A 23551-nucleotide genomic window follows, 5' to 3' on the forward strand; every position below is an offset into this window, starting at 1 on the left:
ACGTTATGGCAAAGAAGAGCATGATTAACCGCGAATTAAAACGCGAAAAAATGGTTGCTAAGTATGCTGAAAAGCGTATCAAGCTAAAACAAACTATCAGTGATATCAACGCATCAGACGAAGAGCGTATGGACGCGATGTTAGAGCTACAAGCGCTACCACGCAACGCCTCACCAGTACGTCTACGCAATCGTTGTGCTATCACCGGTCGTCCTCACGGTTACTTCCGCAAGTTTGGCTTATCACGCAATATGCTGCGTGAGCGTGTCATGCAAGGCGATGTGCCTGGTGTTCGTAAAGCAAGCTGGTAAGGAGTAACTACATGAGTATGCAAGATACCGTTGGGGATATGCTAACCCGTATTCGTAACGCACAAATGGCCAATAAAGTGTCGGTAGCAATGCCGAGCTCTAAACTACGTAAATCAATCGCTGATTTATTGGTTGCAGAAGGTTATGTGGCGAGCGCAGTTGTGACAGAAGAAGAAAACAACAAAGCGACACTAACTATCGAGTTAAAATATTTCGAAGGCCGCCCTGTCATCGAAACGATCCAACGTTATAGCCGTCCTGGCCTACGCCAGCATCGCGGCAAAGACGCTATCCCTACTGTTAAGCAAGGTATGGGTGTTGCTATCGTATCAACCAGTCAAGGCATCATGAGCGATCGTGCTGCACGCGCTGCTGGTATCGGTGGTGAAATCGTCGCATTCGTTGCCTAATTAGCATTTATTGCTTAGGTAATCGGACGATAAAGTCTACTTGAACCCATTAAGCTTGTCGTGATTTATAGTGATATATGACAAGCTGAGAAAGCTAAACATCAGATTTTAATAAAATTGTATGGTGTTTAACGGGGACAATTATGCTAAACTAGCAGGCTTTTTAGCCTGTTAGTTTTTTCGCTAATAAAAGCAAGTTAATTTTTTAAGGAATATTCCTATGTCTCGTGTGGCTAAAGCCCCAGTGACGCTGCCAAACGGCGTAAGCGTTACTTTGAACGATCGGCAGGTCGAAGTTAAAGGCAAGAACGGCACTATGTCTTTACGCCTGCATGAATTGGTCGAGCTGAAACAGGAAGATGATGCTATCATTTTCTCACCTGCAGTCGATTCAAAAGAAGCTATGATGCACACAGGCACCATGCGCGCACTGTTAAACAACTATGTGACAGGCGTGAGCGAAGGCTTTGAAAAACGTCTTCAGCTAATTGGTGTTGGTTATCGCGCACAAGCTACTGGCAACAAAGTAACCCTAAACGTTGGTTACTCACATCCAGTAGAGTATACGCTACCTGAAGGTGTGTCAGCTGAAACCCCAACGCAAACTGAAATCGTTTTAAAATCAAACGATAAGCAGCAGCTTGGTCAAGCAGCGGCTAATATCCGTGGTTTCCGCCCACCTGAGCCTTATAAAGGTAAAGGTATTCGTTATAGTGACGAGCATGTGATTCGCAAAGAAGCTAAGAAAAAATAAGGTGAGTTGAAATGTTTGATAAAAAAGCAGCTCGTCTACGTCGAGCAAAGAAAACCCGTGCGCATATCCGTCATCTAGGCGTTCATCGCTTAACGGTTAACCGTACACCAAGACATATGTATGCCCAGATTATCTCTCCAAACGGTGGTGAAGTGATTGCTCAGGCATCTACCTTAGACAGCAGCTTACGCTCTGGCTCAACTGGTAATGTTGATGCAGCAACGTCTGTAGGCCAAATGATCGCAGAACGCGCAAAAGCAGCTGGCATTACGAAAGTTGCCTTTGACCGTAGTGGTTTTAAATATCATGGTCGAGTAAAAGCTTTGGCTGAAGCTGCTCGCGAAAACGGATTGGAGTTTTAATCATGGCTAGAAATGATAAAAATGATAAAAATGAACAGACTGACGGTCTAGTAGAACGCTTAGTTACCGTTGATCGTGTTGCAAAAGTAGTTAAAGGTGGTCGTATTTTCTCATTCACCGCTTTGACGGTAGTGGGTGATGGTAATGGTCGTGTTGGTTTTGGTCGTGGCAAAGCACGTGAAGTGCCAGCTGCTATCCAAAAAGCACTAGAAGCTGCTAAGCGCAACATGATTACTGTTGAGCTAAATGATGCAACTTTGTATCATCCGATCAAAGCACGTCATGGTGCTAGTAAAGTCTTTATGCAGCCTGCATCTGAAGGTACTGGCGTAATCGCCGGTGGCGCAATGCGTGCGGTATTAGAAGTTGCTGGTGTCAAAGATGTTTTGACTAAATGTTATGGTTCTACCAATACTGCTAACGTTGTTCGTGCAACGTTTAACGGTTTACGTGATATGTCAACTCCAGAAAAGATGGCAGCAAAGCGTGGTAAATCTGTAGACGAAATCTTGGGTTAACTTAGACTAGGTGAGTTACGATGAAAAAAATGAAAGTCACTCAATTTAAATCGGGTGCCCATCGCCTAAAGAGCCACAAAGCGAGCTTGAAAGGATTGGGTTTACGCCGTATTGGTCATAGTGTGGTCGTTGAAGATACTCCTTCAACCCGTGGTATGGTTAATCGCGTCAACTACATGGTAAAAGTGGAGGAAGCGTAATGGGTCTTAGATTAAATGAATTATCACCAGGTGTTGGCGCAAAGAAAACTGCCCAACGTCGTGGTCGTGGTATCGGTTCAGGTCTTGGTAAGACTGGTGGCCGCGGTGTGAAAGGCCAAAAATCTCGTTCAGGTTCTAGCATTCGCTCAGGATTTGAAGGTGGTCAAATGCCTTTATATCGCCGTCTACCAAAATTCGGTTTTACCAGTAAAATGGCAATGACAACTGCAGAAGTTCGTCTGTCTGAGCTGAACAAAATTGAAGGCGATGTGGTTAGCATTGAAACGCTAAAAGCAGCCAATCTTATCCGTCACGATATGAAACGTGCCCGCGTTATGCTATCTGGCGAAGTTACTAAAGCTTATACCTTCAAAGGTATCAAAGTAACAAAAGGCGCTAAGCAAGCAATCGAAGCTGCTGGTGGTAGCATCGAGGAGTAGTAACGTGTCAAAACAATCAATGACCTCAAGTGGTATACCGCTCAATCCATTTGCCTTCATACGCAAGTATGATGAGCTATGGACGCGTTTATTATTCTTAATTGGCGCATTGATTGTTTATCGTTTAGGGTCGCATATTCCAGTACCGGGTATCAATCCGGTTAATTTGGCTGATCTGTTTTCGCGCAACGAAAACACCATTTTGAGCATGTTCAATATGTTTTCAGGTGGTGCGCTAGAGCGTATGTCGATCATGGCACTTGGCATTATGCCATATATTTCAGCATCGATTATTGTACAGATGATGTCTGCGGTATTGCCATCGCTTGAAGCCCTCAAAAAAGAAGGTGAAGCAGGACGACGCAAGCTAAACAAGTATACCCGTCAAGGAACGCTTGCTCTGGCTCTAGTACAGTCATTAGGAATGTGTGCTGGCTTAATCAGCCAAAATCTTACTTTATCTACCGGCCTGACCTTTTATATTCCAGCGGTTACTTCGCTGGTAGCAGGCGCTATGTTCTTGATGTGGCTTGGTGAGCAGATTACAGAGCGCGGTGTCGGTAACGGTATCTCAATGCTGATTTTTGCCAGTATTGTTGCCGGTACGCCAGGTATGATTTCGCAGTCTATCGAACAGGTCAATCAAGGTCAGATGAATTTGATTGTACTGTTTATTTTTGTGTTATTAGGCATCGCGGTGACCGCTGGTATCGTTTATATTGAACGTGCTCAGCGCCGAGTCCCTGTCAACTACGCGCAAAAGCAGCAGCAAGGGCGCAAGATTTATGCTCAGCAGCAATCACATTTGCCGTTGAAACTAAATATGGCAGGGGTTATCCCCGCCATTTTTGCCAGTTCTTTATTGTTGTTTCCAGCCAGTTTAGGACAGTGGGTCGGTCAATCAACAGATCCTACTTTTACACAGAAGATATTGCAAAATATGGCATTGGTACTGTCGCCAGGACAACCGCTATATTTAGTACTGTTTGGCGCAATGATTATTTTCTTCTGCTATTTTTATACGGCATTGGTCTTTAGCCCGCGTGAAGTAGCAGAAAACCTTAAACGTAGTGGTGCGTATATTCCAGGTATTCGCCCCGGACAACAAACTCAGCGTTACCTCGATCATGTATTAAACCGACTGACCTTTATTGGCGCGATGTATATGACGGTTATTTGTTTAATGCCAATGGTCGTCCAGTCATCGTTTGGTGTACCTTTCCAGCTTGGTGGTACGTCTTTGCTGATTATGGTGGTTGTGGTAATGGACTTCATCTCGCAGATCCAAGCGCATTTGATGACCCATCAATATCATGATCAGACGTTAATTCAATCGCCCACTCAACCTTAAATGAGCGGTACGATATCTCAAAGGAGCATGCTATGAAAGTTCAAGCATCAGTTAAAAAGATTTGTGGTAGCTGTAAAGTTGTGCGCCGTAAAGGCCGTGTACATGTTATTTGTACAGCAGAACCTCGCCACAAGCAACGTCAAGGTTAATATCTAGTAGCAACAAACCCTCGGTTTTGTTACTATATCAATTAATACTTGAAAAATAACGGCGGATGCGATATCATCCGCCACTTGCCGTAGTTTATGCAAAACTTTTATAATACTGTCGATGAATAGGCTTGTTGATGAGTCAAAGCAGCGACAATCATTATAAAAGCTTTCGTATTGACAGCAACAAATCTGAAAAATACAGCCTTATTGATAAATAACGCTTATTTTTCTTTAATGGAGAGAAATCAATGGCTCGTATTGCCGGCGTAAACATTCCGGATAATAAGCATGCTGTTATTTCACTAACTTACATCTTTGGTGTAGGCCGTACCACTGCTCAGAAAATTTTAGACGCAGTTGGCATCGCTCCTACTACTAAAGTCAGTCAGTTAGATGATACACAGTTAGATGCTATCCGTGCACAAGTTGCAGAATACATGACTGAAGGTGATCTTCGTCGTGAAGTGTCTATGAATATCAAGCGTTTGGTTGATCTAGGCTGTTACCGTGGCATTCGCCATCGCCGTAACCTGCCTGTTCGTGGTCAAAACACCAAAAACAACGCTCGTACTCGCAAGGGTCCGACACGCCCTCTCAAAAGATAATTAACTTAGGAAGCTAAAAGATGGCTAAAGACACTCGTAGTCGCAAAAAAGTGACTCGTCGTTCAGTATCGGAGGGCGTTGCCCATATCCATGCGTCTTTTAATAACACCATTGTTACGATTACCGATCGTCAAGGTAATGCACTGGCTTGGGCCACTTCAGGTGGACAAGGCTTCCGTGGTTCACGTAAATCTACACCATTTGCAGCCCAGGTTGCAGCTGAAGTTGCTGGTAAAGCCGCTCAAGAGTATGGTGTTAAGAATATCGATGTTTTGGTCAAAGGACCAGGACCGGGTCGTGAGTCTGCGGTAAGAGCACTTGGTGCATTGGGTTATAAAGTAAACAGCATTTCTGATGTAACCCCAATCCCACACAATGGTTGCCGTGCGCCGAAAAAGCGCCGCGTCTAATATTAAAGACGAAGCTTTTTATTATAAGAGCTTATAGGAGACATAACAATGGCCCGTTATATTGGACCAAAACTCAAATTATCACGTCGTGAAGGCACAGACTTAGGCCTTAAGTCTGGTGTTAAGCCATATGACGTAAAAACAAAGAAAGCTGCTCGTCCACCTGGTCAACATGGTGTGAGCCGTAACAAAAGCTCAGAGTACTCTTTGCAGCTACGTGAAAAACAAAAAGTTAAGCGTATCTACGGTGTGCTAGAGCGTCAGTTTGCAAACTACTATAAAGAAGCTGCTCGCAAGCGTGGTGCTACTGGTGAAAACCTACTAGCCATGCTTGAAAGCCGTCTAGACAACGTGGTTTACCGCATGGGCTTTGGCTCAACTCGCGCCGAAGCACGTCAGCTAGTCAGCCACCGCGCTGTTATGGTAAAAAAAGCTGGCCGTGATGAGTTTGTTCGTGTGAACATTCCATCAATTCAGTTGCAAGATGGTGATGTCATCGCTATCCAAGAGAAGTCTCGCGAACAGCTACGTATCAAAAACGCTATCGAACTAGCGACACAACGTGGCATTCCAGAATGGCTAGATGTTGATCACAGCAAACTACAAGGCACGTTTAAACAAGCGCCTGATCGTATTGATCTACCTGCTGACATCAATGAAAGCTTGATCGTTGAGCTATACTCTAAGTAAATGACGTACCGCTCAATGTCATAATCATGGCGTTGAGCCATAAACGTTAATTAAACCAGTTTAATAAATCGAGGTGACATCATGATGCTAAATGCAACTGAGTTTCTAACGCCGAACGCCATTAATGTGGATACGGTGAATGAAACGATTGCGAAAGTCACGCTCGAACCGTTAGAACGCGGCTTTGGGCATACCCTCGGGAATGCTCTGCGTCGCATCTTGTTATCTTCATTACCTGGTGCTGCAGTCATTGAAGCTGAGATTGATGGTGTTGACCATGAATACTCAACGCTTGAAGGACTACAAGAAGACGTACTTGACTTGCTTTTGAACCTAAAAGGCTTGGCGATTACCCTTCATGACCAAAATGAAGTATTTTTGACCTTGGATAAACAAGGTCCAGGCACTATTACTGCTGCAGACATCACGCTACCGCATAATGTCGATATCATCAATCCAGATTTGGTGTTGGGTACATTAAGTGACCGTGGTCATCTTAAGATGCGTTTGCGCGTAGTAATGGGTCGTGGATATGAGCCAGCAAACCAGCGCCGTGAAGATGGTGACACCAAAGCAATTGGACGTTTAAAGCTTGATGCAAGTTTTAGTCCTGTGCTACGTGTTGCTTATCAGGTTGAGAACGCTCGCGTAGAGCAGCGTACTGATCTTGATCGTCTTATCATTGAGCTTGAAACTAATGGCACTATAGATCCAGAAGAAGCAATTCGTAAAGCAGCCACTATTTTACAACAACAGATTTCTATCTTTGTTGACCTAGAAGCTGAAGAAGCGCCTGAGCCTGTGAAAGAAAAAGAAGAGGTCGATCCGGTGCTATTACGCCCTGTGGACGATCTTGAACTAACGGTTCGCTCAGCCAACTGCTTGAAAGCTGAAAACATTTACTATATCGGTGATTTGGTACAGCGTTCAGAGACTGAACTACTAAAAACCCCAAATCTTGGTAAGAAATCATTGACCGAAATCAAAGACGTGTTAGCGTCTAAAGATTTAGAGCTCGGTATGCGCCTAGACAACTGGCCGCCAGCTGACCTTCGTGTCGATGATCGCTTTTCTTATCGTAGCCGTTAAACTTTAAGGATTTTTGACTATGCGCCATCGTAAGAGTGGAGTCAAGCTGGGTCGTACCGGCAGTCATCGTAAGGCAATGTTTCAGAACATGACCAACTCATTGTTTGAGCATGAACTGATCAAAACCACTTTGCCAAAAGCTAAAGAATTGCGCCGCGTTGCTGAGCCATTGATCACTTTGGCTAAAGAAGACAGCGTTGCTAATCGCCGTTTGGCATTTAGCCGTATGCGTAGCAAAGCTATGGTCGGTAAACTATTTGGCACGTTAGGTCCTCGTTACCAAACGCGTCCAGGTGGTTATTTACGTATCGTAAAATGTGGTCATCGTGATGGTGACAACGCGCCAATGGCTTATGTAGAATTGGTTGATCGCGACTAATTTTGCATTGACGATATAATGTATAAAAAAGGCTCCAATTCAATTGGAGCCTTTTTTTATGTTTCGAGTTTGTCGCTAATTACAATAATAATGAATCAACATCGGCTGCACCTTGTCTGATGATTTCAGGCATCCCACCGGTCATATCTACAATGGTCGTCAACTTGGTAGTCTTGATACCAGCATTAACTAAGCCATCAATTCGATTGCTTAATAACTCTTCGATTTCAAAAGGATCATCAAGGATGTCGTCATGTTCGGGGAGTATCAGTGAGCTGGTCAAAATTGGTTCATCCATGGCTTCTAATAATGCTTGAGCGATAGGGTTGCTTGGTACACGGATACCAATGGTTTTTTTCTTAGGATGCGCCAGTTTTTTGGGAACATCTTTTGTCGCATTCAGGATAAAAGTAATCGGGGCTGGGGTATGCGCTTTTAGTTGTTTATACTGAGCATTGTTTACGGTCGCATAGGTGGCAATCTCGCTTAAATCGCGACAAAGTAAAGTAAATTGGTGTTTGTCATCAAGTGCGCGGATTTGCTTAAGTTTGTCTAACGCCTCCTTTGCGCCCAAACGGCACCCAAAAGCGTAGCTGGTATCGGTAGGGTAAATGATTAATTGATCTTTGCGTAGTAGTTCGGCTGCTTGAGCGATCAGACGAGGTTGCGGATTGTCGGGATGAATATAAAAAACTTGCATAATCGTTCCTTATTTTATAATTATAACAGTATCGAAGATCGTTATTACGTCGCCTTATTGTGAGTCATACTCTGGGTCAATGACTGCTGACGCAAGTATGTGATATAGGGGGATAAAGACAAGCGCAGAGCAATCCTTATGCTTGTTAATACTTGTATCACACCCATACCTTATAAAGGAGCTTTACTGGTTTAGTATAGCGCAAGGCAAATATAAGTTTAGTGGTAGGGCGTTACGATGCGTAGAAAATCGTTAACGGTTTATGATGATATCAAAAGCGCCTGCTTTATTTTAGCCACGCTTATGGTGACTTTATAGACGATGCTGCGCGAGATAAATACCAGCCGCACAGAGCACATATACTACGTGTCCGTTTTATTTAAGATGAATTATAAGTTAATTGCACACGCACAAAAGAGTATGCAATAAGGTTTTAGCATCGCGTGGCAGGGTATGAGGGCGGGCGATATAGTCCTCAGCTTGCTGATATACATCGAGTGCAAAGGTGCTACCGCTGGTATCAAAGTCCGCAAACAAGTTGTCTTGTGACACTCGAAACACGCGCCCGTATGCTAAGGTGAATAAACACTCTAGAGCTTGCGGTTTGATCTCTACGCGCTCAAACGCTTGCTGCTGCGCTTCACTACGGCCATCTGGGGCATACCAGTAGCCAAAGTCTGCCAACTGCCGACGCGCCTCACCAGCGATGCACCAGTGACTTAATTCGTGCAGAGCGCTGGCAAAGAACCCATGCGCGAACTCAATTCTCGCTGGTAGAGAGTCTGTTGCAGGGAAGTATTCTGGCTCACCCTGACCACGAACCAATACAACCTTTTGATGCGCAAATACTGTATTAAACAGGCCAATCAGCCAATCAGTCGCCGCTTTCTCACTATCTGCTTCTGAAGGCTGCTGGCCACTGTCTACCTTTGTAGTAGATATTTTTTGCCAGCCCTCTTGCCAGATTGATAGGTGCGCATTTGTCATGAGTGATGGTAGTGCACTATCTGGGCGGCTAGAGGCTATTAAATGGCTTAGACGCTGACGTAATATCGGTGCGTGAATACGAGGCTGGAGAGTAGAAAAGTCCATTGGATCGGTAAAACAAGTCATAGATCGAGTACAGAGTAAATAGAGAATAAAGAAAAAAGACCTTGTGAGAGGAGGCCAAGTGACAGTGCTAAGCGGCAATGCGGTAAAATATAGCCGGTATCAAAAAATAGTAACATACTAGCGCTGGCACCCCTCGGTGCTTTCCGTTAGTATGGCAAGCAATATTATACACCGTTTTGATGAATGAGGCCGCGCATGTCAAACACTTTAGAAAATAAGCCGTCAGCAAACAACTCTGACCATAAAAAAGCGCCCGTATCAAGCGTTATGCCTGAGAATATCTCTTTAGATAAATGGGCCGACAGTGGGTTTGAGTGGGTAGGAGAGGTGGAACCACGTCGTTTTGAGCGTTTGGCTGCCATATTGACTACAGAGCATGAGCAACAAACAATACAGCTAAACACTCAATTATACCGTCATAATAATGTGCTGCATCTCGCCTTTACCTTGGCGGGCGATATCTGGCTCACCTGTCAGCGCTGTTTGCAGCCAATTGCCATTGATTTGTCTGATGATTATGACATCGCGTTGTTGGATGATGACAGCCAAATAAGCTTGGTCGATGAAGAACAAGATTATTTATTACTTGATGAAATCATTCCTGAGCAATCCCCGGAAAACTTGCTGCCATTAAAAAAACTGATAGAAGATGAGATATTGCTCAAAGCACCTATGGCTCCTAAGCACGATGATTGTGAAATGAGTGTTGAGCAGTTTGGTGAGATTCCAGAGGAAGAAGAAAACGAAAATCCTTTTGCAGCATTGGCATCGCTCAAAGGCAAACTATAACCGCGATGGCAAATGAGCCTCCGGCAGATCGTGATGCCTTTTATCCGCTTTCTATCAAAGAGTGGAAGGCAGGGCTTTATTAATCCATCAAACATGCGTATAATGTCCGGTTTATTGCATTCTAGCAACAAGTTGCTTGCTGATAGAAGCTGACTGGGCAAATTTCCCATCGATTTTAGACGTAGTCAGCACTTTATGTAGGTGGCAATCTATTTAACTAATGATGCTTAAGACTTAGGTTGTTGTGATTATATAGCCTCTGTCAGTATCGACTAAAGCTGAATTTTAAGCTTATCCCTTTAAGTATAGGAGCTATATCATGGCTGTTCAAAAAAGTCGTAAAAGCCGTTCTCGTCGTGACATGCGCCGTTCACACCATCGTATGGAAGTGGCTGAGCTAAGCGTAGATGCTACCACTGGTGAAAAACATCGTCGTCACCACATGACTAAAGATGGTTTCTACCGTGGCCGTCAGTTATTTAAGGTCAGTCAAGACGCTTAAGTCGTTGGTTCTATAATGGTCAATACAAAATAATGATAGTACAGGTGACTATCATTATTTTTGTGTTGCTATTATGAAGCAATTCGCTTTAAGCCAAAAAAAGCCAAGTTATTTCGCTATCATAAATTATGTGGCTGGATAACTTGGCTTTTTGCTATCGTTTTTTTAGACTTTTTATCTAAAAAGCGTATGATGTTACTCTCTTTTGTAGACAAGCACCGATGCAGCTACTATCCATTAAGTCAGAGTTTTGCTCAGCTTTGCCGCACCACCTACTATGATAATAGTGTGTGTCAGTGTATAGTTTACGAATGTTCCGTTTTTTAGACCAAACGTCAAATCAACGGCTTTATACAGTATTTAATAATATAATAACCCCCATTGATTTAGGGATATTTCCAATTAAATAAGGAATATTGGTTATGGCCTCTATACCCGATATGGTAAAAAAGCAGCCGACTCGTATGGCGGTGATTTTTCCTGGACAAGGATCGCAAGTAGTCGGGATGACTAGCGAGCTTGCTGACATCTACCCAGAGATTCGTGAAACCTTTACCGAAGCCAGCGATGCGCTTGGCGAGGACTTGTGGGCAATCTGTCAAGACGAAGAAAAGCTCAATCAAACCCAATATACGCAGCCTGCGCTACTGACAGCAAGTATGGCAATTTGGCGTATCTTACAACAAAAAATCACCACAGCGCCTTGCTACCTAGCGGGTCATTCATTAGGTGAGTACAGCGCCCTTTGCGCTGCTGAAGTGATCTCACTTGCCGATGCCGTCACCTTAGTGCATAAACGCGGCCAGTTGATGCAAGAAGCTGTGGTCGGTGTGGATACCGCTATGGCAGCTGTGTTGGGATTAGAGGATCACCGAGTCGAAAACCTCTGCGAGCAAGCGACCGAGCATGTTGATGATGCCATCGTGGGCGCTGCTAACTTTAACAGCCCAGGGCAAGTGGTCATCTCGGGCAACGCAGCTGGCGTAAATGCCGTCATCGATAAAGTGCAAAATACCGGCAAAAAATCCATACCTTTGAAGGTCAGTGTACCGTCTCACTGCGCATTGATGGCGCCTGCAAGTGACGCCCTAGCCGAGATATTGGCAGGCATCAAGTTTGATCAAGCCACCATTCCTGTGATTCAAAACCGCCATGCGCGCGTTGAAACCAGTGCCGCTGGTATCAAACAAGCACTGACTGAGCAACTAAGCCAACCGGTCTTGTGGTCGCAGACCATGCAAGAGCTGGCTGATAAACAAATCAATGTATTAATTGAATGCGGCAGTGGTAACGTACTCAGCAACTTGGCCAAGCGCCAAGCACAGCCGATTACTAGCTATCCTACAGATAAGCCTGCCCGTCTAGATAAGTTAATGGAGGTGTTATCATGAGCCGCACAATCACCCTAGTCACTGGTGCCAGTCGCGGTATCGGTAAAGCCGTTGCCAAGCGATTTGCAAAAGAAGGACACTTTGTGATTGGCACGGCGACCACCGAAAAGGGCGCTGAGCTGATTGATGAGTATCTACACGATACCGGTGGTATCGGCCGCGTGTTAGACGTCCGCGATACCGCGCAAATCGAAAAGTTATTTGAAGAGATTGAAAGCGTCTATGGTGCTGTACAAGTGTTGGTCAACAATGCCGGTATCACCCAAGACGGGTTGCTGATGCGTATGAAAGACGAGGATTGGGAAAACGTCGTCGATACCAACTTAACCTCAGTCTATCGTATGAGCAAACGTGCGGTACGCGGCATGATGAAAGCACGCCGTGGACGTATCATCAACATCACTTCTGTGGTGGCGCAGATGGGCAATGCAGGTCAGTCCAACTATGCTGCTACCAAAGCGGGTGTCGAAGGCTTTAGTCGGACGCTGGCGCGCGAGATTGGCTCAAGACAGGTAACCATCAACTGTGTCGCACCAGGTCTGATTGAAACGGACATGACGGACGAGTTGGACGAGCGTTTGCTAAACTCGATGCTCGACGCTGTTCCTATCAGCCGTTTGGGTCAGCCAGAAGATATCGCTGCGGCTGTACACTTCCTAGCCAGCGATGAGGCCAGCTATATAACTGGCGCGGTCATTCCAGTCAATGGCGGGATGTATATGTAAAGTGACGCACAAGTGTTACATAGAAATAATAAAAAACTGTGTGAACGAGTGTAAACTATAATAAAGGGTGTTATAATGACGGATACTTTTATGTCAAAGCACTGTATCATGACAGGACTTTAGTAGACATTAGACAGACTGTATCAGGTGTCATAGAGTACTCAGACGGCGATGTCGCTGATCTGGCAAATCCCATTTTATATACTATGCTATAGAGTGTAGACCGCACGCTATAGCAGTTTATTAAAAATAATAGATGATAAAGGAGCAATCTACATGAGCAACGATACCGAGCTAAGAGTTAAATCAGCTGTGGCTGAGCAATTGGGTATGAACGTTGAAGACATTAACAACGATGCCTCATTCATGGAAGATCTAGGTGCAGATTCACTAGATTTGGTTGAGTTGGTAATGTCATTTGAAAGTGATTTTGGTATCACTATTCCTGACGAAGACTCTGCAGAGTTGACCACGGTTCAAAAAGCAATCGACTACGTACAAGCCCAGCTATAACGCTGTAGTCATCTGATTGGCTCAGCCAGTCTAAAAAGCCGCTTGCCCTATGGGTTGGCGGTTTTTTTTGTGCTTGTCGCATTTCATATATGGATTTCAGGGGTACATTTGAGTGTTTAGCAATCTCAAAGTATTAACATATACTTTATGAAATTAACATTACTCAACATACTCTTACTATTTAAATGAAGCAGTTTTGTTATACTCAAAATGTCGACGTGATGCAGACATCGTTGTATATGGATTGATGCTATGTATGAATTAATTGCATATGAAGTCATTGGCTGACGTTGATATACGATGAATATTACTGACATCACTGATAGTGAGACATTATCTACAACAATAACGATGCATAACAAATAACAATAGTTCAAGGAGTAGTTAGATGGGTATTTTTAGTTTTGCAAAAGACATCGGCGAAAAAATCTTTAACCGTGATGATGCCAAACATGACGCCAAATCAGAGACCAAAGCAGATGCCAACACCCCAGTACAGAGCACTGAGCCTTCTGCCCAGTCAGTAGCCAATATTTTGCTTCGCCGTATTCAGCAGCAAAATCTGAATATCAGCAATCTAAAGATCAAATATAATGGTACGACAGATACTGCAGAAATCAGCGGTAATGCCAAAACACAAGCAGACCGCGAAAAAGCCATTATCGCCATCGGTAACGTGCAAAATGTAGCAAAAGTCATCGATAATATCGATATCGAAGAAGATGCTCCAGAATCAACCATGTATACGGTAAAATCTGGCGATAGCTTATCGAAGATTGCCAAAGAAGTGTATGGCTCATCTGGGGATTACATGAAGATTTTTGAGGCCAATAAGCCCATGTTATCTGACCCAGACAAAATTTACCCAGGCCAAGTCTTACGTATTCCAAAACCTTAATGTGATAGCTTAATAAAATAGGCAGATAAGCCTGAGATTACTGTATTAAAAAAATTGCTCATTGGCAAAAAAGCGTCTCTTACATAAGAGGCGCTTTTTATTGGGTGAGAGATTGTTGACATCACTGGTTAAAGCTATTTGACTAAGCAGCGACTCGCCATAAGAAGCGACTAACCATAAGCAGCTGTGATAAGACAAAATATTAAGCATCAGTATCGCTGAGCTTTTGTTGTTGTTCAGCGATTGCCCAATGTATATGCTCGTCTAGCATGGTGTTATGGGTCTGCAGCTTAGCCTGCAACTGGGTAATGACCTCTTGACTGCCGTTGGCATTGCCAAGTGCAATCGCGATATTGCGTAAAAAATTAACGTAGCCTGTGCGTCTAAGCGGGCTGCCTTGGGTTTTTTGCATAAAATCCGCTTCTTGCCATTGCCACAGCTCAAGCAAACTGCTGTTGTCAAGACTGTGCCGCGGTGCAAAGTCTTCGACAGTTGTGATATTGGCATAACGGTTCCACGGACAGATGAGCTGGCAATCATCACAGCCAAAGACGCGATTGCCAATGGCGCGGCGATATTTTTCATCGATGATACCATCATGTTCGATGGTCAAATAAGAGATACAAGCAGAGGCGTTTAGCTCATAAGGCGCGACAATAGCCTGAGTGGGGCAGACATCAATACAAGCGCTACAACTGCCGCAATGTGACTTGACAGGAGCGTCGTCTGGTAGCTCGAGACTGATGAACAGCTCTCCTAGTACAAAAAAAGAGCCTGCTTGTTTGTTGAGCAGCAAAGTATGTTTGCCTGTCCAGCCAAGACCAGCGGCATCTGCGATTGGCCGCTCAAAGATGGGGGCTGAGTCACTAAATGGCCGAAAAACAAACTCTTGCGCCGAGCCGATATCCAGGTGTTGCCACTCAGGAAGCATGGCTTCGATTTGTAATGCCAATTGCTTTAGACGACTGCGCATGGTTTTATGATAGTCGCGCCCTCGTGCATAACGAGCTATGATGCCTTGATTGGGAAAATCGTTATCAGCGACCGTCCGCGGCGTAGGCGTCTGCGTCAAATAATCCATGCGCACACTGATGATGGTTTTGGCACCTTCTACCAGTTGATCGGGGTGAGCGCGCAAATGGTGATTGTTGTGCATAAACTGCAGCTGTCCTTCATAGCCTTGTGCCAGCCATTGCTGTAGCTGCGTCATCTGCTGAGCAAATAACGGATGATGTACGGAGAGAAAACCACAGTTCCCAAACCCCAACGCCTGTGCTTGAGACTTAATCCACTGCTTGACATCCTCGGCACTTGTGAAGGGTGAGTCATTTTTGACGTCGATTTTTTTGCTGGGTACCTGCGATAGGTGAGCAGGCGGCGCAGCCGCTGTCTGGCCGTTAGAGGTGTCAGGTAGGTCGGGTTTTGAGAGAGTAGACATAAAGAATAATAAAAATCAAAGAAGTACCGCTATGATAAGGCAGTGAGTATGGAGTGCAAGCATAAAAATGAATAAAGGAGCAAATATGAAACCGGATTGTCATTTAGCAACATTAGCATCGATAATGCCCAATGAGACCACCGCACTGTATAACAGTGAGCAGGTCTATGCCATGGAGCAGGCTTGGTTTGCACAAGGGCACGATAGCTTTGGGCTTATGCAGCAAGCAGCATGGCAGATGGCGCAGTATATACAAAAGGCAAATGAACAAAAATGCGCGACGGCCTCTATCAGCGGTACACCTGCCCGTCGTCATAGGTATCAGCAGCGGGCCAGTATCTGGGTAGGTAAAGGCAATAACGGCGGTGATGGCTGGCTCATTGCGCATTATCTACGGCGCATGGGCTGGCAGGTACAAGTCGTGACAGTTGGTTTTAGCAAAGACGATCTTGAGACAGATGACTCTATAATAAAGGATGCTGATATAAATAGTGCGACGTCTATCTCTGATGCCGAACGAGCAAAACAAATAGCATTGGCACAGGAGTGTCGTTATCAGCGCTTTGAAGAGATGTGCACTGAGTGGGACGCTAGCCCTGATATCGATGCTGATGCGAGTACATGGCAAGCGAGTGGTTATGCAGCGGATGCTGATGTCTATATCGATGCAATCTTTGGTATCGGGTTGGACCGTGCGCCAGCAGGCATCTACCAGAGCGCTATTTATCGATTTAACCAATGGGCCAAATGCTATAAGCCATTTGTGATTGCGGTGGACATTCCTAGTGGTTTGGTCGCGGCGACAGGTGAGGTGTTTTCTGGTGCCGCGATACAGGCAGATATGACTCTGTGCTTGGTGGCGCGTAAGTTTGGTCTGCATACCAAAGATGGTATGGATTATAGTGGCCAAGTTGTTGACATCGCGCTGATACCTTATGCGCTGGAGGATGATGCTCTTAAACCGGTGGCAAAGCTGGTCACAAGTGCGTACGCTCTGACCTCTCGCCAGCAAAACAGCTATAAAGGCAGCTATGGCCATGTGCTCATCATCGGTGGCAACCGTGTGGATGGCTCGCAAGGGATGGGCGGTGCGGCGATACTATCAGCTTCTAGTGCCATGGCGACGGGAGCAGGTAAGATCACTGTGGCATGTCATGAGGCTTTTCATGCAGCCTTGCTGACCTCATTGCCCGATGCTATGACGATAAATCTACATGATGTCGATGGAATAAGGCAATTGCTGAAGGAGGCCAGCGTCATCGCTATCGGTATGGGCTTGGGACGTGATGATAAAGCCAAAAAATTATTTGTCTGCTATCTAAAAGCTGCCATTACAGAAAAAAAACCAATCGTCATCGACGCTGATGGCTTGTATCATCTGGCGGCTTTGCATAAGGAGCATCACCCGCTTATCGCGGCTTTGCAGCAGCATAGCGTCCATTACTCAGTCTGCCTGACACCGCACAGTGGTGAAGCCGCAAAGCTATTAAATATTGAGGTCAGTCAAGTAGAGAGCGACAGATTGGCGGCTATTAGACAGTGTGCGACAGATTATGGCGGTGATTGGGTATTAAAGGGTGCAGGGTCGTTGGTGCTAGAGCAAAGAGATCAGCAGGCGCAGATCTATGTCTGTGCGACAGGCAATGCGGGTATGGCGACAGCAGGCATGGGCGATGTCTTATCTGGTCTGATTGCTGGACTGTTGGCGCAAAAGGATTTGATAAGAGAATCGCGTGGTCTACAGCAAGCAGTGCTTCTACACGGTATGGCAGGCGATATGTTGATCAACCAAACCGATAAAACGGCGTTATTGATTGGTCAACGAGGGCTACAGGCGCAAGATATGCCGGCGGCCATTCGTCATGTCATGCAGGAAATTACCGTCAGTGATGATAGCTGGTACTAAGACCAATAGGAAGACCGATAACGCTATAAGTAGGGCGTGTCCTCAATTAAGTCGATAGTCATCTAAATGGACGAGAGTTGAAAACACGTCCCAATCAGCTGGTATAAGCGGCAAACCGCCATGCCCAGAGCGGCAGTTTACAAGGCTGTAGAGTTGCCACAATATTGATCGATGGCTTGCTGCACCCGTTCACGTTTTAGCTCAATCTCTCGGCCGTCTAAATATTGGCGTTTGCCATTGGCATCCATTTCATAGATACGGCCACCGACATTGAGGTTGGTCAAGTTATTTCGTAGTGACTGACAACGCTGTGCATTGGCTTGTGCCTCTTGCTCCTTGATACGAGCCTCTAGCTGTGCCACGCGTTGCTGCTCGGCGGTCTGAGCATTGCTACTTTGACTGGCATCTGTTTTTCCCGCCATTTCTCCTGCGTTGTTTTGCCGTCCATCGCTGCGAAACTCAATCAACTCGACATTTTTGCCATTTTGCGGTGCATGTTGGCTATATTTTACCTCACCATGCGCGCCGATAGACTTATACACTTGAATAGCATGACTGGCGCTCATCGACAGCATTAGCATACCTGCTATACTCGCACTGACAAGGAGTTTGGTAGCAGTATATTGTGAAAACGCATATGCCATAGCAGAGTTCCTCTTAAGCGGCAAAATAAAAATATCGATATAAATATAACACTTTAGTATTGGGATGGTACTAAAAATGTACCGAGGTTTGATTCTATCAAATAATTCTTATCAATGTATATTATTTAATAACCAATAGTTAGGGATAGGGGATATAAGTTTTTCTTGACAATAGCTGATAAACCATCGAATATAAGACCAGTTGATTGGTCAGTGAGCGGCTTTTATGATATTGCCGTGGCACTTGAGGACAAGGACCACAGGTTACTTATCGGTAGCTTGCAGGTTTTGTTTTCTTTGTGATGATGTGTGTTGTGAGGGTGGTCAGGAAGACCACTACAAATCACAATATACATTGTCTCCGGACTTATCTGTCTACAATGACTAAGATAAACTTGTTATTTGAACCCTACTAAGTGTCATGCTTACGTTTGTCTCAAAAACGGCTCGATATGTAATGATAATACGAAATCAATAGTCGGTTATAGGACTTAACGACCTTGTTATACGCCACTAACCATGAGTGCTATCTGATTTGTTTATGATGATTTATGTATCTTGTGTCAACGCCTTTGCATCCGTTAGTCTGACAGATGCTAAGTTTTGAAAACAACGGTTTTGAAAATGAAGGTTTTGAGAACAGCTGCTTGGTAATCCCCTTCAATAATAAGCTTCTTTTATAGATGCGCTCGCATCTTGTCATCGTACATCGATAATTTCCTGTCACAAACTGACCTCAATACCTTGCTGTATTTGAGTCTGATGCTGTGTCCAAACAGTATGGCTTACGTATGGTGGGCACACATTCTTGATATGGATAAGAGTTGGCGCTTGTTTTATGGTGCTAAAAATCACACCAGTCGGTAATGGTTTTTTATTATAAAACACCGCAAATTCTCGCCGCAAAAAAAGGTGATGACAGTGACGCAAACCACGCAAAGTCCGAATATGACCGGACATACCCAGACGGGTAATGCCGCAAAAAACTTCGAAGAAAAACAGCAACGTCTTGCAGAGGATAGTGCGCAGCCAGTGATGTTATCTGGTGCTGAGATGTTGGTGCAATCGCTGACCGATGAAGGGGTTGACTATATTTTTGGTTACCCAGGTGGCGCGGTACTTCATATTTATGATGCTTTGTTTCAACAAGACGCCATCGAGCATATTTTGGTACGTCATGAGCAGGCCGCAGGTCATATGGCAGATGCCTATTCACGCGTGACAGGCAAGACAGGGGTGGTGCTCGCCACTTCAGGCCCTGGTGCGACCAACACGGTGACGGCCATCGCAACCGCCTTTATGGATTCAGTCCCGATGGTGGTGATTTCAGGTCAGGTGCCAAGTAGCTTAATCGGTGAAGACGCTTTCCAAGAAACAGATATGGTGGGGGTATCACGCCCTATCGTCAAGCACAGCTTTCAGGTGCGTCATGCCAGCGAAATTCCGATGATCGTCAAAAAAGCCTTTTATATCGCCCAGTCTGGACGTCCAGGTCCTGTGGTTATCGATGTGCCAAAAGACATGACGGCTCCTAGTGAAAAGTACGTTTACGAGTATCCTGCTGAGGTATTCTTGCGCTCGTATCAGCCATCGCAAAAAGGCCATAGCGGTCAAATCAAAAAAGCGGTTGAGACTCTGTTATCAGCGCAGCGCCCTGTCGTCTATGCTGGCGGCGGCGTGATTTGGAGTAAAGCCCACGAAGAGCTGACCGATCTTGCTCATCGTTTAAATTTACCTGTGACCAATACCTTGATGGGGCTTGGCACCTTCCCAGGCTCCGACCGTCAGTTTTTGGGTATGCTAGGTATGCATGGCACTTATGAGGCCAACATGACCATGCACCACGCGGATGTCATCTTGGCAATTGGCGCACGCTTCGATGACCGCGTGACCAATAACGTCAAAAAATTCTGTCCAAATGCGACGATTATCCATATCGATATCGATCCGGCTTCTATTTCTAAGACGATCAATGCCCATATTCCAATCGTCGGAGATGTCAAAGCGGTCTTGACAGATATGCTGGGTATCATCGGTGATGACAAAGAGCTTGAGCAGCATGCCTTGCAAGACTGGTGGTCGCAAATCAACGAGTGGCGTACGCGTCACGGCTTGCGCTACGACACCAGTACCGATGAAGGTATCAAGCCGCAAAGCGTCGTCCAAGCCCTGTGCAAAGTGACAGATGGCAAAGCCATCATTACCAGTGACGTCGGTCAGCATCAGATGTTTGCCGCTTTGTATTACACCTATGATGAGCCGCGTCAATGGCTAAACTCAGGTGGCCTTGGCACCATGGGTGTGGGACTGCCTTATGCAATGGCGGCCAAGCTTGTCAGGCCTGAGCGCGATGTGGTGTGCATCACTGGTGAAGGCTCTATTCAGATGAATATCCAAGAGCTATCGACTTGCTTGCAATATAATCTACCTGTCAAAATATTAAACCTAAACAATGCTCAGCTGGGTATGGTTAAGCAGTGGCAAGACATGCTGTATGAAGGCCGTCACGCACAGTCTTATATGAATTCACTACCAGATTTTGTGAAGTTGGCAGAGAGCTACGGTCATGTCGGTATCAAAATCACCGATCCTGCGACAATGGAGGCTCAGCTGGCCGAAGCCATGGCAATCAAAGACAGACTGGTATTTATCGATGTTTATGTCGATCGTCATGAGCATGTATATCCAATGCAAATCGCGGGTCAATCTATGCGTGATATGTGGTTAACAAAAGGGGAGCGCACCTAATGCAACAACAACATCTGATTTCGGTATTGATGGAAAACGAAGCGGGTTCGTTGTCGCGATTGGTCGGCTTGTTTTCCCAGCGTGGCTATAACATCGAGACGCTAAACGTTGCGCCCACTGATGACCCAAGTATCTCGCGCCTGACCGTGACGACCATTACCTCACCTGAGCGAATCGAGCAAATCACGAAACAATTGCATAAATTAATCGAAGTGGTTAAGGTACTGAATCTGACGGATAACGTCCATGTAGAGCGTGAGCTGATGTTGATCAAAGTGCGCGCGACTGGCAGCGTACGCGAGGAGATTAAGCGTAGTGCTGATATCTTCCGCGCACAAATCGTGGATGTCACATCCAATCTATATACCATCCAAATCGTCGGTGATAAAGCCAAGCTAGACGGCTTTATCGATGTGATTGGCCGCGAGCGTATTATGGAAGTGGTTCGCTCAGGCGTCATCGGTATCGCACGTGGAGAAAAAACCCTAAGTCTTTAGTCGGCAGTAGTGACTAATACTGTTACCAACGTAGTTTATTATCAACAGCGCGCTCATCTTAGCCCATACTTTATGAGAATGGTTGGAGTAGGAGCGCCTACTATCCATGGCACGCCATGATTGAGGAAAAGGACTCTATTTATGAACGTTTATTATGATAAAGATTGTGATCTATCGATTATCCAAGGCAAAAAAGTAGCCATCATTGGCTACGGCTCACAAGGTCACGCCCACGCGCTGAACCTACAAGACTCAGACGTCGATGTCACCGTGGGCCTACGTGCCAACTCGGGTTCATGGAAAAAAGCTGAAAATGCTGGTCTAAAAGTCGCTGAAGTCGAAGAGGCGGTAAAGGCGGCCGACGTTGTCATGATTTTGACGCCTGATGAGTTTCAAAAGCAGCTGTATAATGACGTGATCGAACCCAACATCAAAGAAGGCGCTACCTTAGCTTTCGCTCACGGTTTTGCCATTCATTACAACCAAGTAGTGCCGCGCGGTGATCTTGATGTCATCATGGTCGCACCAAAAGCGCCAGGTCATACTGTTCGCTCAGAGTTTACCAAAGGCGGCGGTATCCCTGATCTTATCGCGGTTTACCAAGACGCATCCGGTCAAGCCAAGCAGTTGGCGCTATCTTATGCAGCAGGCGTGGGTGGTGGCCGCTCGGGTATTATCGAGACGACGTTTAAAGATGAGACAGAAACCGATCTATTCGGCGAGCAAGCAGTGCTTTGTGGCGGCGCAGTAGAGCTGGTCAAAATGGGCTTTGAGACGCTAACAGAAGCAGGTTATGCACCAGAAATGGCCTATTTTGAGTGCTTGCATGAGCTAAAGCTTATCGTCGATCTCATGTATGAAGGCGGTATCGCTGACATGAACTACTCAATCAGTAACAACGCTGAATATGGCGAATACGTTACTGGTACAGAGGTCATCAACGAGCAATCACGTGAAGCCATGCGTAATGCCCTAAAACGCATCCAGTCTGGTGAGTACGCGAAAATGTTTATCTCTGAAGGCGCGACCAACTACCCATCAATGACTGCCCGTCGCCGTAACAACGCTGAGCATCAAATCGAAATCACTGGTGCCAAGCTGCGCGCTATGATGCCATGGATTGGTGGCAACAAGATCATCGATAAAGACAAAAACTAAACCAAAACCCCAAGCCTACGCTTATAAATAGCCATATGCGCTATCTTTGTACTGGCTGAGTTAAACAAACCCATGTTATCAATAGATAGCGTGGGTTTTTTGTAGGTGGGTATGGGCCAAGAATATATGATATGGGTTGAAAATCAAAAAACGCTGCCCAATATAGGCAGGCATTACTGCCTTAATTATGGTAGCTAATAGTGATGGTAGTCGGTGCGTATAGCAGTTAGCTGGCGCGCATTTTTTGTTGATGGTTGCCGCCATCAGTGTTTTTTTTTGTCTTTGTCTCATTGTCGCAAAGTGCTTCTTTTTTCTAGAATACAGGTTGTCTGTTGTGCAAATATCTTATCCTGATTGGCTAACGCCGCAATTCGTTTACATTACTCTGAGCGCTGTGGTAGCAGTCTTGATTTGGATAGAAGGGGAGATGCTCAAAAAAACAGACGGTAAGCTGCCCAAATCAAAATTTTTTCAGATCAGCTCATTATTGGACACATCGTGGTTTTTTGTCTCTGTCGTCATGCTCTATGCCATAGACCTAACGCCATTGGCCATTACCGTCCCAGCGGCCTATGGTATCTATACCACCTTTGGCTGGGTCTATGGCACGCGCCTGCTCAAACGTAAGGGTATTCCAGACTCACCGCAGGATCTGGTAGTTCCGGCCAAATACATCGCTTATAGCCAGTCGTTTTCATTGATATTTTTTGCGCTTTGTCTATTGGTACTCAGTGCGCCATGGCTCCCGATATCGCAGGGGTAGGTGGCTATTTAGTCATCTCGTTAGAGGAATGATTAGAAGAATAAAAGGATGACCAAATAAAAGCAACGTCAAGCATAACGAAAGCCGTTGAGGTT

Annotated in this window: 29 protein-coding genes; 25 read left to right on the forward strand and 4 right to left on the reverse strand. The window is 45.3% G+C overall.

Translation table 11 applies throughout. The features are described 5' to 3' along the window. The first annotated feature begins 5 nt into the window (after positions 1-5). The 14 genes from rpsN (at position 6) to rplQ (ending at position 7671) form a co-directional block, all read left to right on the forward strand. Positions 6-311 carry a 30S ribosomal protein S14 gene (rpsN, locus tag R0I52_RS08710; protein ID WP_075102277.1) on the forward strand — a complete coding sequence of 102 codons (306 nt, stop codon included), beginning with the start codon at positions 6-8 and terminating at the stop codon, positions 309-311. 11 nt (positions 312-322) lie between these two features. Beyond that, a complete protein-coding gene (gene rpsH, locus R0I52_RS08715) occupies positions 323-721 on the forward strand; it encodes a 30S ribosomal protein S8 (protein ID WP_100749085.1) in 399 nt (132 codons plus the stop codon). A 220-nt stretch (positions 722-941) separates the two neighbouring features. Further along, the gene (gene rplF, locus R0I52_RS08720) at positions 942-1475 is read left to right on the forward strand and encodes a 50S ribosomal protein L6 (protein ID WP_075102279.1); all 534 of its coding nucleotides are present in this window, start codon (positions 942-944) and stop codon (positions 1473-1475) included. Between the two features lie 11 nt (positions 1476-1486). Continuing rightward, the gene (gene rplR, locus R0I52_RS08725) at positions 1487-1837 is read left to right on the forward strand and encodes a 50S ribosomal protein L18 (RefSeq protein WP_317054001.1); all 351 of its coding nucleotides are present in this window, start codon (positions 1487-1489) and stop codon (positions 1835-1837) included. A 2-nt stretch (positions 1838-1839) separates the two neighbouring features. After that, positions 1840-2355, forward strand: a complete 516-nt coding sequence (gene rpsE / locus R0I52_RS08730; protein ID WP_075102281.1) for a 30S ribosomal protein S5 — start codon at positions 1840-1842, stop codon at positions 2353-2355. Between the two features lie 20 nt (positions 2356-2375). Further along, positions 2376-2555, forward strand: coding sequence for a 50S ribosomal protein L30 (gene rpmD / locus R0I52_RS08735; protein ID WP_071003155.1), 180 nt, complete (start codon positions 2376-2378; stop codon positions 2553-2555). Beyond that, on the forward strand, positions 2555-2995 hold the full coding sequence (gene rplO / locus R0I52_RS08740) for a 50S ribosomal protein L15 (RefSeq protein WP_198336875.1): 441 nt from the start codon (positions 2555-2557) through the stop codon (positions 2993-2995). Before rpmD ends, rplO begins: the two co-directional genes overlap by 1 nt. A 19-nt stretch (positions 2996-3014) precedes the next feature. Beyond that, positions 3015-4346, forward strand: a complete 1332-nt coding sequence (gene secY, locus R0I52_RS08745; RefSeq protein ID WP_178377954.1) for a preprotein translocase subunit SecY — start codon at positions 3015-3017, stop codon at positions 4344-4346. Between the two features lie 32 nt (positions 4347-4378). Continuing rightward, positions 4379-4495 carry a 50S ribosomal protein L36 gene (gene rpmJ / locus R0I52_RS08750; protein WP_011279805.1) on the forward strand — a complete coding sequence of 39 codons (117 nt, stop codon included), beginning with the start codon at positions 4379-4381 and terminating at the stop codon, positions 4493-4495. A 251-nt stretch (positions 4496-4746) separates the two neighbouring features. Beyond that, positions 4747-5103 (forward strand): 30S ribosomal protein S13, encoded by a 357-nt coding sequence (gene rpsM / locus R0I52_RS08755; protein ID WP_075102284.1) that lies wholly within the window; start codon positions 4747-4749, stop codon positions 5101-5103. A 20-nt stretch (positions 5104-5123) separates the two neighbouring features. Further along, the gene (gene rpsK, locus R0I52_RS08760) at positions 5124-5513 is read left to right on the forward strand and encodes a 30S ribosomal protein S11 (protein ID WP_058368279.1); all 390 of its coding nucleotides are present in this window, start codon (positions 5124-5126) and stop codon (positions 5511-5513) included. Positions 5514-5561: 48 nt separating this feature from the next. Beyond that, entirely contained in the window at positions 5562-6203 is a 642-nt protein-coding gene (gene rpsD, locus R0I52_RS08765) for a 30S ribosomal protein S4 (RefSeq protein WP_186475030.1), read from the forward strand. An 81-nt stretch (positions 6204-6284) separates the two neighbouring features. Continuing rightward, a complete protein-coding gene (locus tag R0I52_RS08770; RefSeq protein WP_317054002.1) occupies positions 6285-7292 on the forward strand; it encodes a DNA-directed RNA polymerase subunit alpha in 1008 nt (335 codons plus the stop codon). Between the two features lie 19 nt (positions 7293-7311). Next, positions 7312-7671 carry a 50S ribosomal protein L17 gene (gene rplQ / locus R0I52_RS08775; RefSeq protein WP_075102287.1) on the forward strand — a complete coding sequence of 120 codons (360 nt, stop codon included), beginning with the start codon at positions 7312-7314 and terminating at the stop codon, positions 7669-7671. A gap of 79 nt (positions 7672-7750) precedes the next feature. Here rplQ and R0I52_RS08780 read toward each other — a convergent pair whose 3' ends face one another. Next, positions 7751-8371 carry an L-threonylcarbamoyladenylate synthase gene (locus tag R0I52_RS08780; RefSeq protein WP_317054003.1) on the reverse strand — a complete coding sequence of 207 codons (621 nt, stop codon included), beginning with the start codon at positions 8369-8371 and terminating at the stop codon, positions 7751-7753. A 396-nt stretch (positions 8372-8767) separates the two neighbouring features. Then, complete coding sequence (locus R0I52_RS08785) at positions 8768-9484, reverse strand: elongation factor P hydroxylase (protein ID WP_317054004.1); 717 nt, start codon at positions 9482-9484, stop codon at positions 8768-8770. 195 nt (positions 9485-9679) lie between these two features. Between R0I52_RS08785 and R0I52_RS08790 the strand changes: the two genes are divergently transcribed. The 6 genes from R0I52_RS08790 to lysM all read left to right on the forward strand — a co-directional run bounded on the left by R0I52_RS08790 (position 9680) and on the right by lysM (position 14302). After that, the gene (locus R0I52_RS08790) at positions 9680-10273 is read left to right on the forward strand and encodes a DUF177 domain-containing protein (RefSeq protein WP_317054005.1); all 594 of its coding nucleotides are present in this window, start codon (positions 9680-9682) and stop codon (positions 10271-10273) included. A gap of 319 nt (positions 10274-10592) precedes the next feature. Further along, entirely contained in the window at positions 10593-10775 is a 183-nt protein-coding gene (gene rpmF, locus R0I52_RS08795) for a 50S ribosomal protein L32 (RefSeq protein WP_010196743.1), read from the forward strand. Between the two features lie 422 nt (positions 10776-11197). Then, entirely contained in the window at positions 11198-12166 is a 969-nt protein-coding gene (gene fabD / locus R0I52_RS08800; protein WP_317054006.1) for an ACP S-malonyltransferase, read from the forward strand. Then, positions 12163-12891: a 3-oxoacyl-ACP reductase FabG gene (fabG, locus tag R0I52_RS08805; RefSeq protein ID WP_075102292.1), complete on the forward strand. Its 729-nt coding sequence runs from the start codon at positions 12163-12165 to the stop codon at positions 12889-12891. The genes fabD and fabG overlap by 4 nt, the downstream gene beginning before the upstream one ends. Positions 12892-13167: 276 nt before the next feature. Further along, positions 13168-13404 (forward strand): acyl carrier protein, encoded by a 237-nt coding sequence (gene acpP / locus R0I52_RS08810; RefSeq protein ID WP_068034635.1) that lies wholly within the window; start codon positions 13168-13170, stop codon positions 13402-13404. A gap of 388 nt (positions 13405-13792) precedes the next feature. Beyond that, positions 13793-14302 (forward strand): peptidoglycan-binding protein LysM, encoded by a 510-nt coding sequence (gene lysM, locus R0I52_RS08815; protein ID WP_105244917.1) that lies wholly within the window; start codon positions 13793-13795, stop codon positions 14300-14302. 202 nt (positions 14303-14504) lie between these two features. Here the strand turns inward: lysM and queG are convergent, their stop codons facing one another. After that, on the reverse strand, positions 14505-15740 hold the full coding sequence (gene queG / locus R0I52_RS08820; protein WP_317054007.1) for a tRNA epoxyqueuosine(34) reductase QueG: 1236 nt from the start codon (positions 15738-15740) through the stop codon (positions 14505-14507). 85 nt (positions 15741-15825) lie between these two features. On the opposite strand from queG, the gene R0I52_RS08825 reads away from it, so the two are divergent. Beyond that, on the forward strand, positions 15826-17646 hold the full coding sequence (locus R0I52_RS08825; protein WP_317054008.1) for an NAD(P)H-hydrate dehydratase: 1821 nt from the start codon (positions 15826-15828) through the stop codon (positions 17644-17646). Positions 17647-17783: 137 nt separating this feature from the next. On the opposite strand, the gene R0I52_RS08830 is transcribed toward R0I52_RS08825, so the two are convergent. Next, on the reverse strand, positions 17784-18290 hold the full coding sequence (locus R0I52_RS08830) for a DUF4124 domain-containing protein (RefSeq protein WP_317054009.1): 507 nt from the start codon (positions 18288-18290) through the stop codon (positions 17784-17786). A 1035-nt stretch (positions 18291-19325) separates the two neighbouring features. Here R0I52_RS08830 and R0I52_RS08835 point away from each other — a divergent pair. The 4 genes from R0I52_RS08835 (at position 19326) to R0I52_RS08850 (ending at position 23456) form a co-directional block, all read left to right on the forward strand. Beyond that, complete coding sequence (locus R0I52_RS08835; protein WP_317054030.1) at positions 19326-21038, forward strand: acetolactate synthase 3 large subunit; 1713 nt, start codon at positions 19326-19328, stop codon at positions 21036-21038. Then, positions 21038-21535 (forward strand): acetolactate synthase small subunit, encoded by a 498-nt coding sequence (gene ilvN, locus R0I52_RS08840; protein WP_075102296.1) that lies wholly within the window; start codon positions 21038-21040, stop codon positions 21533-21535. Before R0I52_RS08835 ends, ilvN begins: the two co-directional genes overlap by 1 nt. 141 nt (positions 21536-21676) lie before the next feature. After that, positions 21677-22693: a ketol-acid reductoisomerase gene (gene ilvC, locus R0I52_RS08845; protein ID WP_075102297.1), complete on the forward strand. Its 1017-nt coding sequence runs from the start codon at positions 21677-21679 to the stop codon at positions 22691-22693. 334 nt (positions 22694-23027) lie between these two features. After that, positions 23028-23456: a hypothetical protein gene (locus tag R0I52_RS08850; RefSeq protein ID WP_075102299.1), complete on the forward strand. Its 429-nt coding sequence runs from the start codon at positions 23028-23030 to the stop codon at positions 23454-23456. Positions 23457-23551: the final 95 nt, after the last annotated feature.

It is taken from the genome of Psychrobacter sp. CAM01, from assembly GCF_032842965.1.
GTDB classification, from domain to species: domain Bacteria; phylum Pseudomonadota; class Gammaproteobacteria; order Pseudomonadales; family Moraxellaceae; genus Psychrobacter; species Psychrobacter celer.

Bases quoted from the DNA above. Each gene is read 5' to 3' on its own strand.
- rpsN (WP_075102277.1), top strand. From the start codon at position 6: ATGGCAAAGAAGAGCATGATTAACCGCGAATTAAAACGCGAAAAAATG.
- rpsH (WP_100749085.1), top strand. From the start codon at position 323: ATGAGTATGCAAGATACCGTTGGGGATATGCTAACCCGTATTCGTAAC.
- rplF (WP_075102279.1), top strand. From the start codon at position 942: ATGTCTCGTGTGGCTAAAGCCCCAGTGACGCTGCCAAACGGCGTAAGC.
- rplR (WP_317054001.1), top strand. From the start codon at position 1,487: ATGTTTGATAAAAAAGCAGCTCGTCTACGTCGAGCAAAGAAAACCCGT.
- rpsE (WP_075102281.1), top strand. From the start codon at position 1,840: ATGGCTAGAAATGATAAAAATGATAAAAATGAACAGACTGACGGTCTA.
- rpmD (WP_071003155.1), top strand. From the start codon at position 2,376: ATGAAAAAAATGAAAGTCACTCAATTTAAATCGGGTGCCCATCGCCTA.
- rplO (WP_198336875.1), top strand. From the start codon at position 2,555: ATGGGTCTTAGATTAAATGAATTATCACCAGGTGTTGGCGCAAAGAAA.
- secY (WP_178377954.1), top strand. From the start codon at position 3,015: ATGACCTCAAGTGGTATACCGCTCAATCCATTTGCCTTCATACGCAAG.
- rpmJ (WP_011279805.1), top strand. From the start codon at position 4,379: ATGAAAGTTCAAGCATCAGTTAAAAAGATTTGTGGTAGCTGTAAAGTT.
- rpsM (WP_075102284.1), top strand. From the start codon at position 4,747: ATGGCTCGTATTGCCGGCGTAAACATTCCGGATAATAAGCATGCTGTT.
- rpsK (WP_058368279.1), top strand. From the start codon at position 5,124: ATGGCTAAAGACACTCGTAGTCGCAAAAAAGTGACTCGTCGTTCAGTA.
- rpsD (WP_186475030.1), top strand. From the start codon at position 5,562: ATGGCCCGTTATATTGGACCAAAACTCAAATTATCACGTCGTGAAGGC.
- R0I52_RS08770 (WP_317054002.1), top strand. From the start codon at position 6,285: ATGATGCTAAATGCAACTGAGTTTCTAACGCCGAACGCCATTAATGTG.
- rplQ (WP_075102287.1), top strand. From the start codon at position 7,312: ATGCGCCATCGTAAGAGTGGAGTCAAGCTGGGTCGTACCGGCAGTCAT.
- R0I52_RS08780 (WP_317054003.1), bottom strand. From the start codon at position 8,371: ATGCAAGTTTTTTATATTCATCCCGACAATCCGCAACCTCGTCTGATC.
- R0I52_RS08785 (WP_317054004.1), bottom strand. From the start codon at position 9,484: ATGACTTGTTTTACCGATCCAATGGACTTTTCTACTCTCCAGCCTCGT.
- R0I52_RS08790 (WP_317054005.1), top strand. From the start codon at position 9,680: ATGTCAAACACTTTAGAAAATAAGCCGTCAGCAAACAACTCTGACCAT.
- rpmF (WP_010196743.1), top strand. From the start codon at position 10,593: ATGGCTGTTCAAAAAAGTCGTAAAAGCCGTTCTCGTCGTGACATGCGC.
- fabD (WP_317054006.1), top strand. From the start codon at position 11,198: ATGGCCTCTATACCCGATATGGTAAAAAAGCAGCCGACTCGTATGGCG.
- fabG (WP_075102292.1), top strand. From the start codon at position 12,163: ATGAGCCGCACAATCACCCTAGTCACTGGTGCCAGTCGCGGTATCGGT.
- acpP (WP_068034635.1), top strand. From the start codon at position 13,168: ATGAGCAACGATACCGAGCTAAGAGTTAAATCAGCTGTGGCTGAGCAA.
- lysM (WP_105244917.1), top strand. From the start codon at position 13,793: ATGGGTATTTTTAGTTTTGCAAAAGACATCGGCGAAAAAATCTTTAAC.
- queG (WP_317054007.1), bottom strand. From the start codon at position 15,740: ATGTCTACTCTCTCAAAACCCGACCTACCTGACACCTCTAACGGCCAG.
- R0I52_RS08825 (WP_317054008.1), top strand. From the start codon at position 15,826: ATGAAACCGGATTGTCATTTAGCAACATTAGCATCGATAATGCCCAAT.
- R0I52_RS08830 (WP_317054009.1), bottom strand. From the start codon at position 18,290: ATGGCATATGCGTTTTCACAATATACTGCTACCAAACTCCTTGTCAGT.
- R0I52_RS08835 (WP_317054030.1), top strand. From the start codon at position 19,326: ATGTTATCTGGTGCTGAGATGTTGGTGCAATCGCTGACCGATGAAGGG.
- ilvN (WP_075102296.1), top strand. From the start codon at position 21,038: ATGCAACAACAACATCTGATTTCGGTATTGATGGAAAACGAAGCGGGT.
- ilvC (WP_075102297.1), top strand. From the start codon at position 21,677: ATGAACGTTTATTATGATAAAGATTGTGATCTATCGATTATCCAAGGC.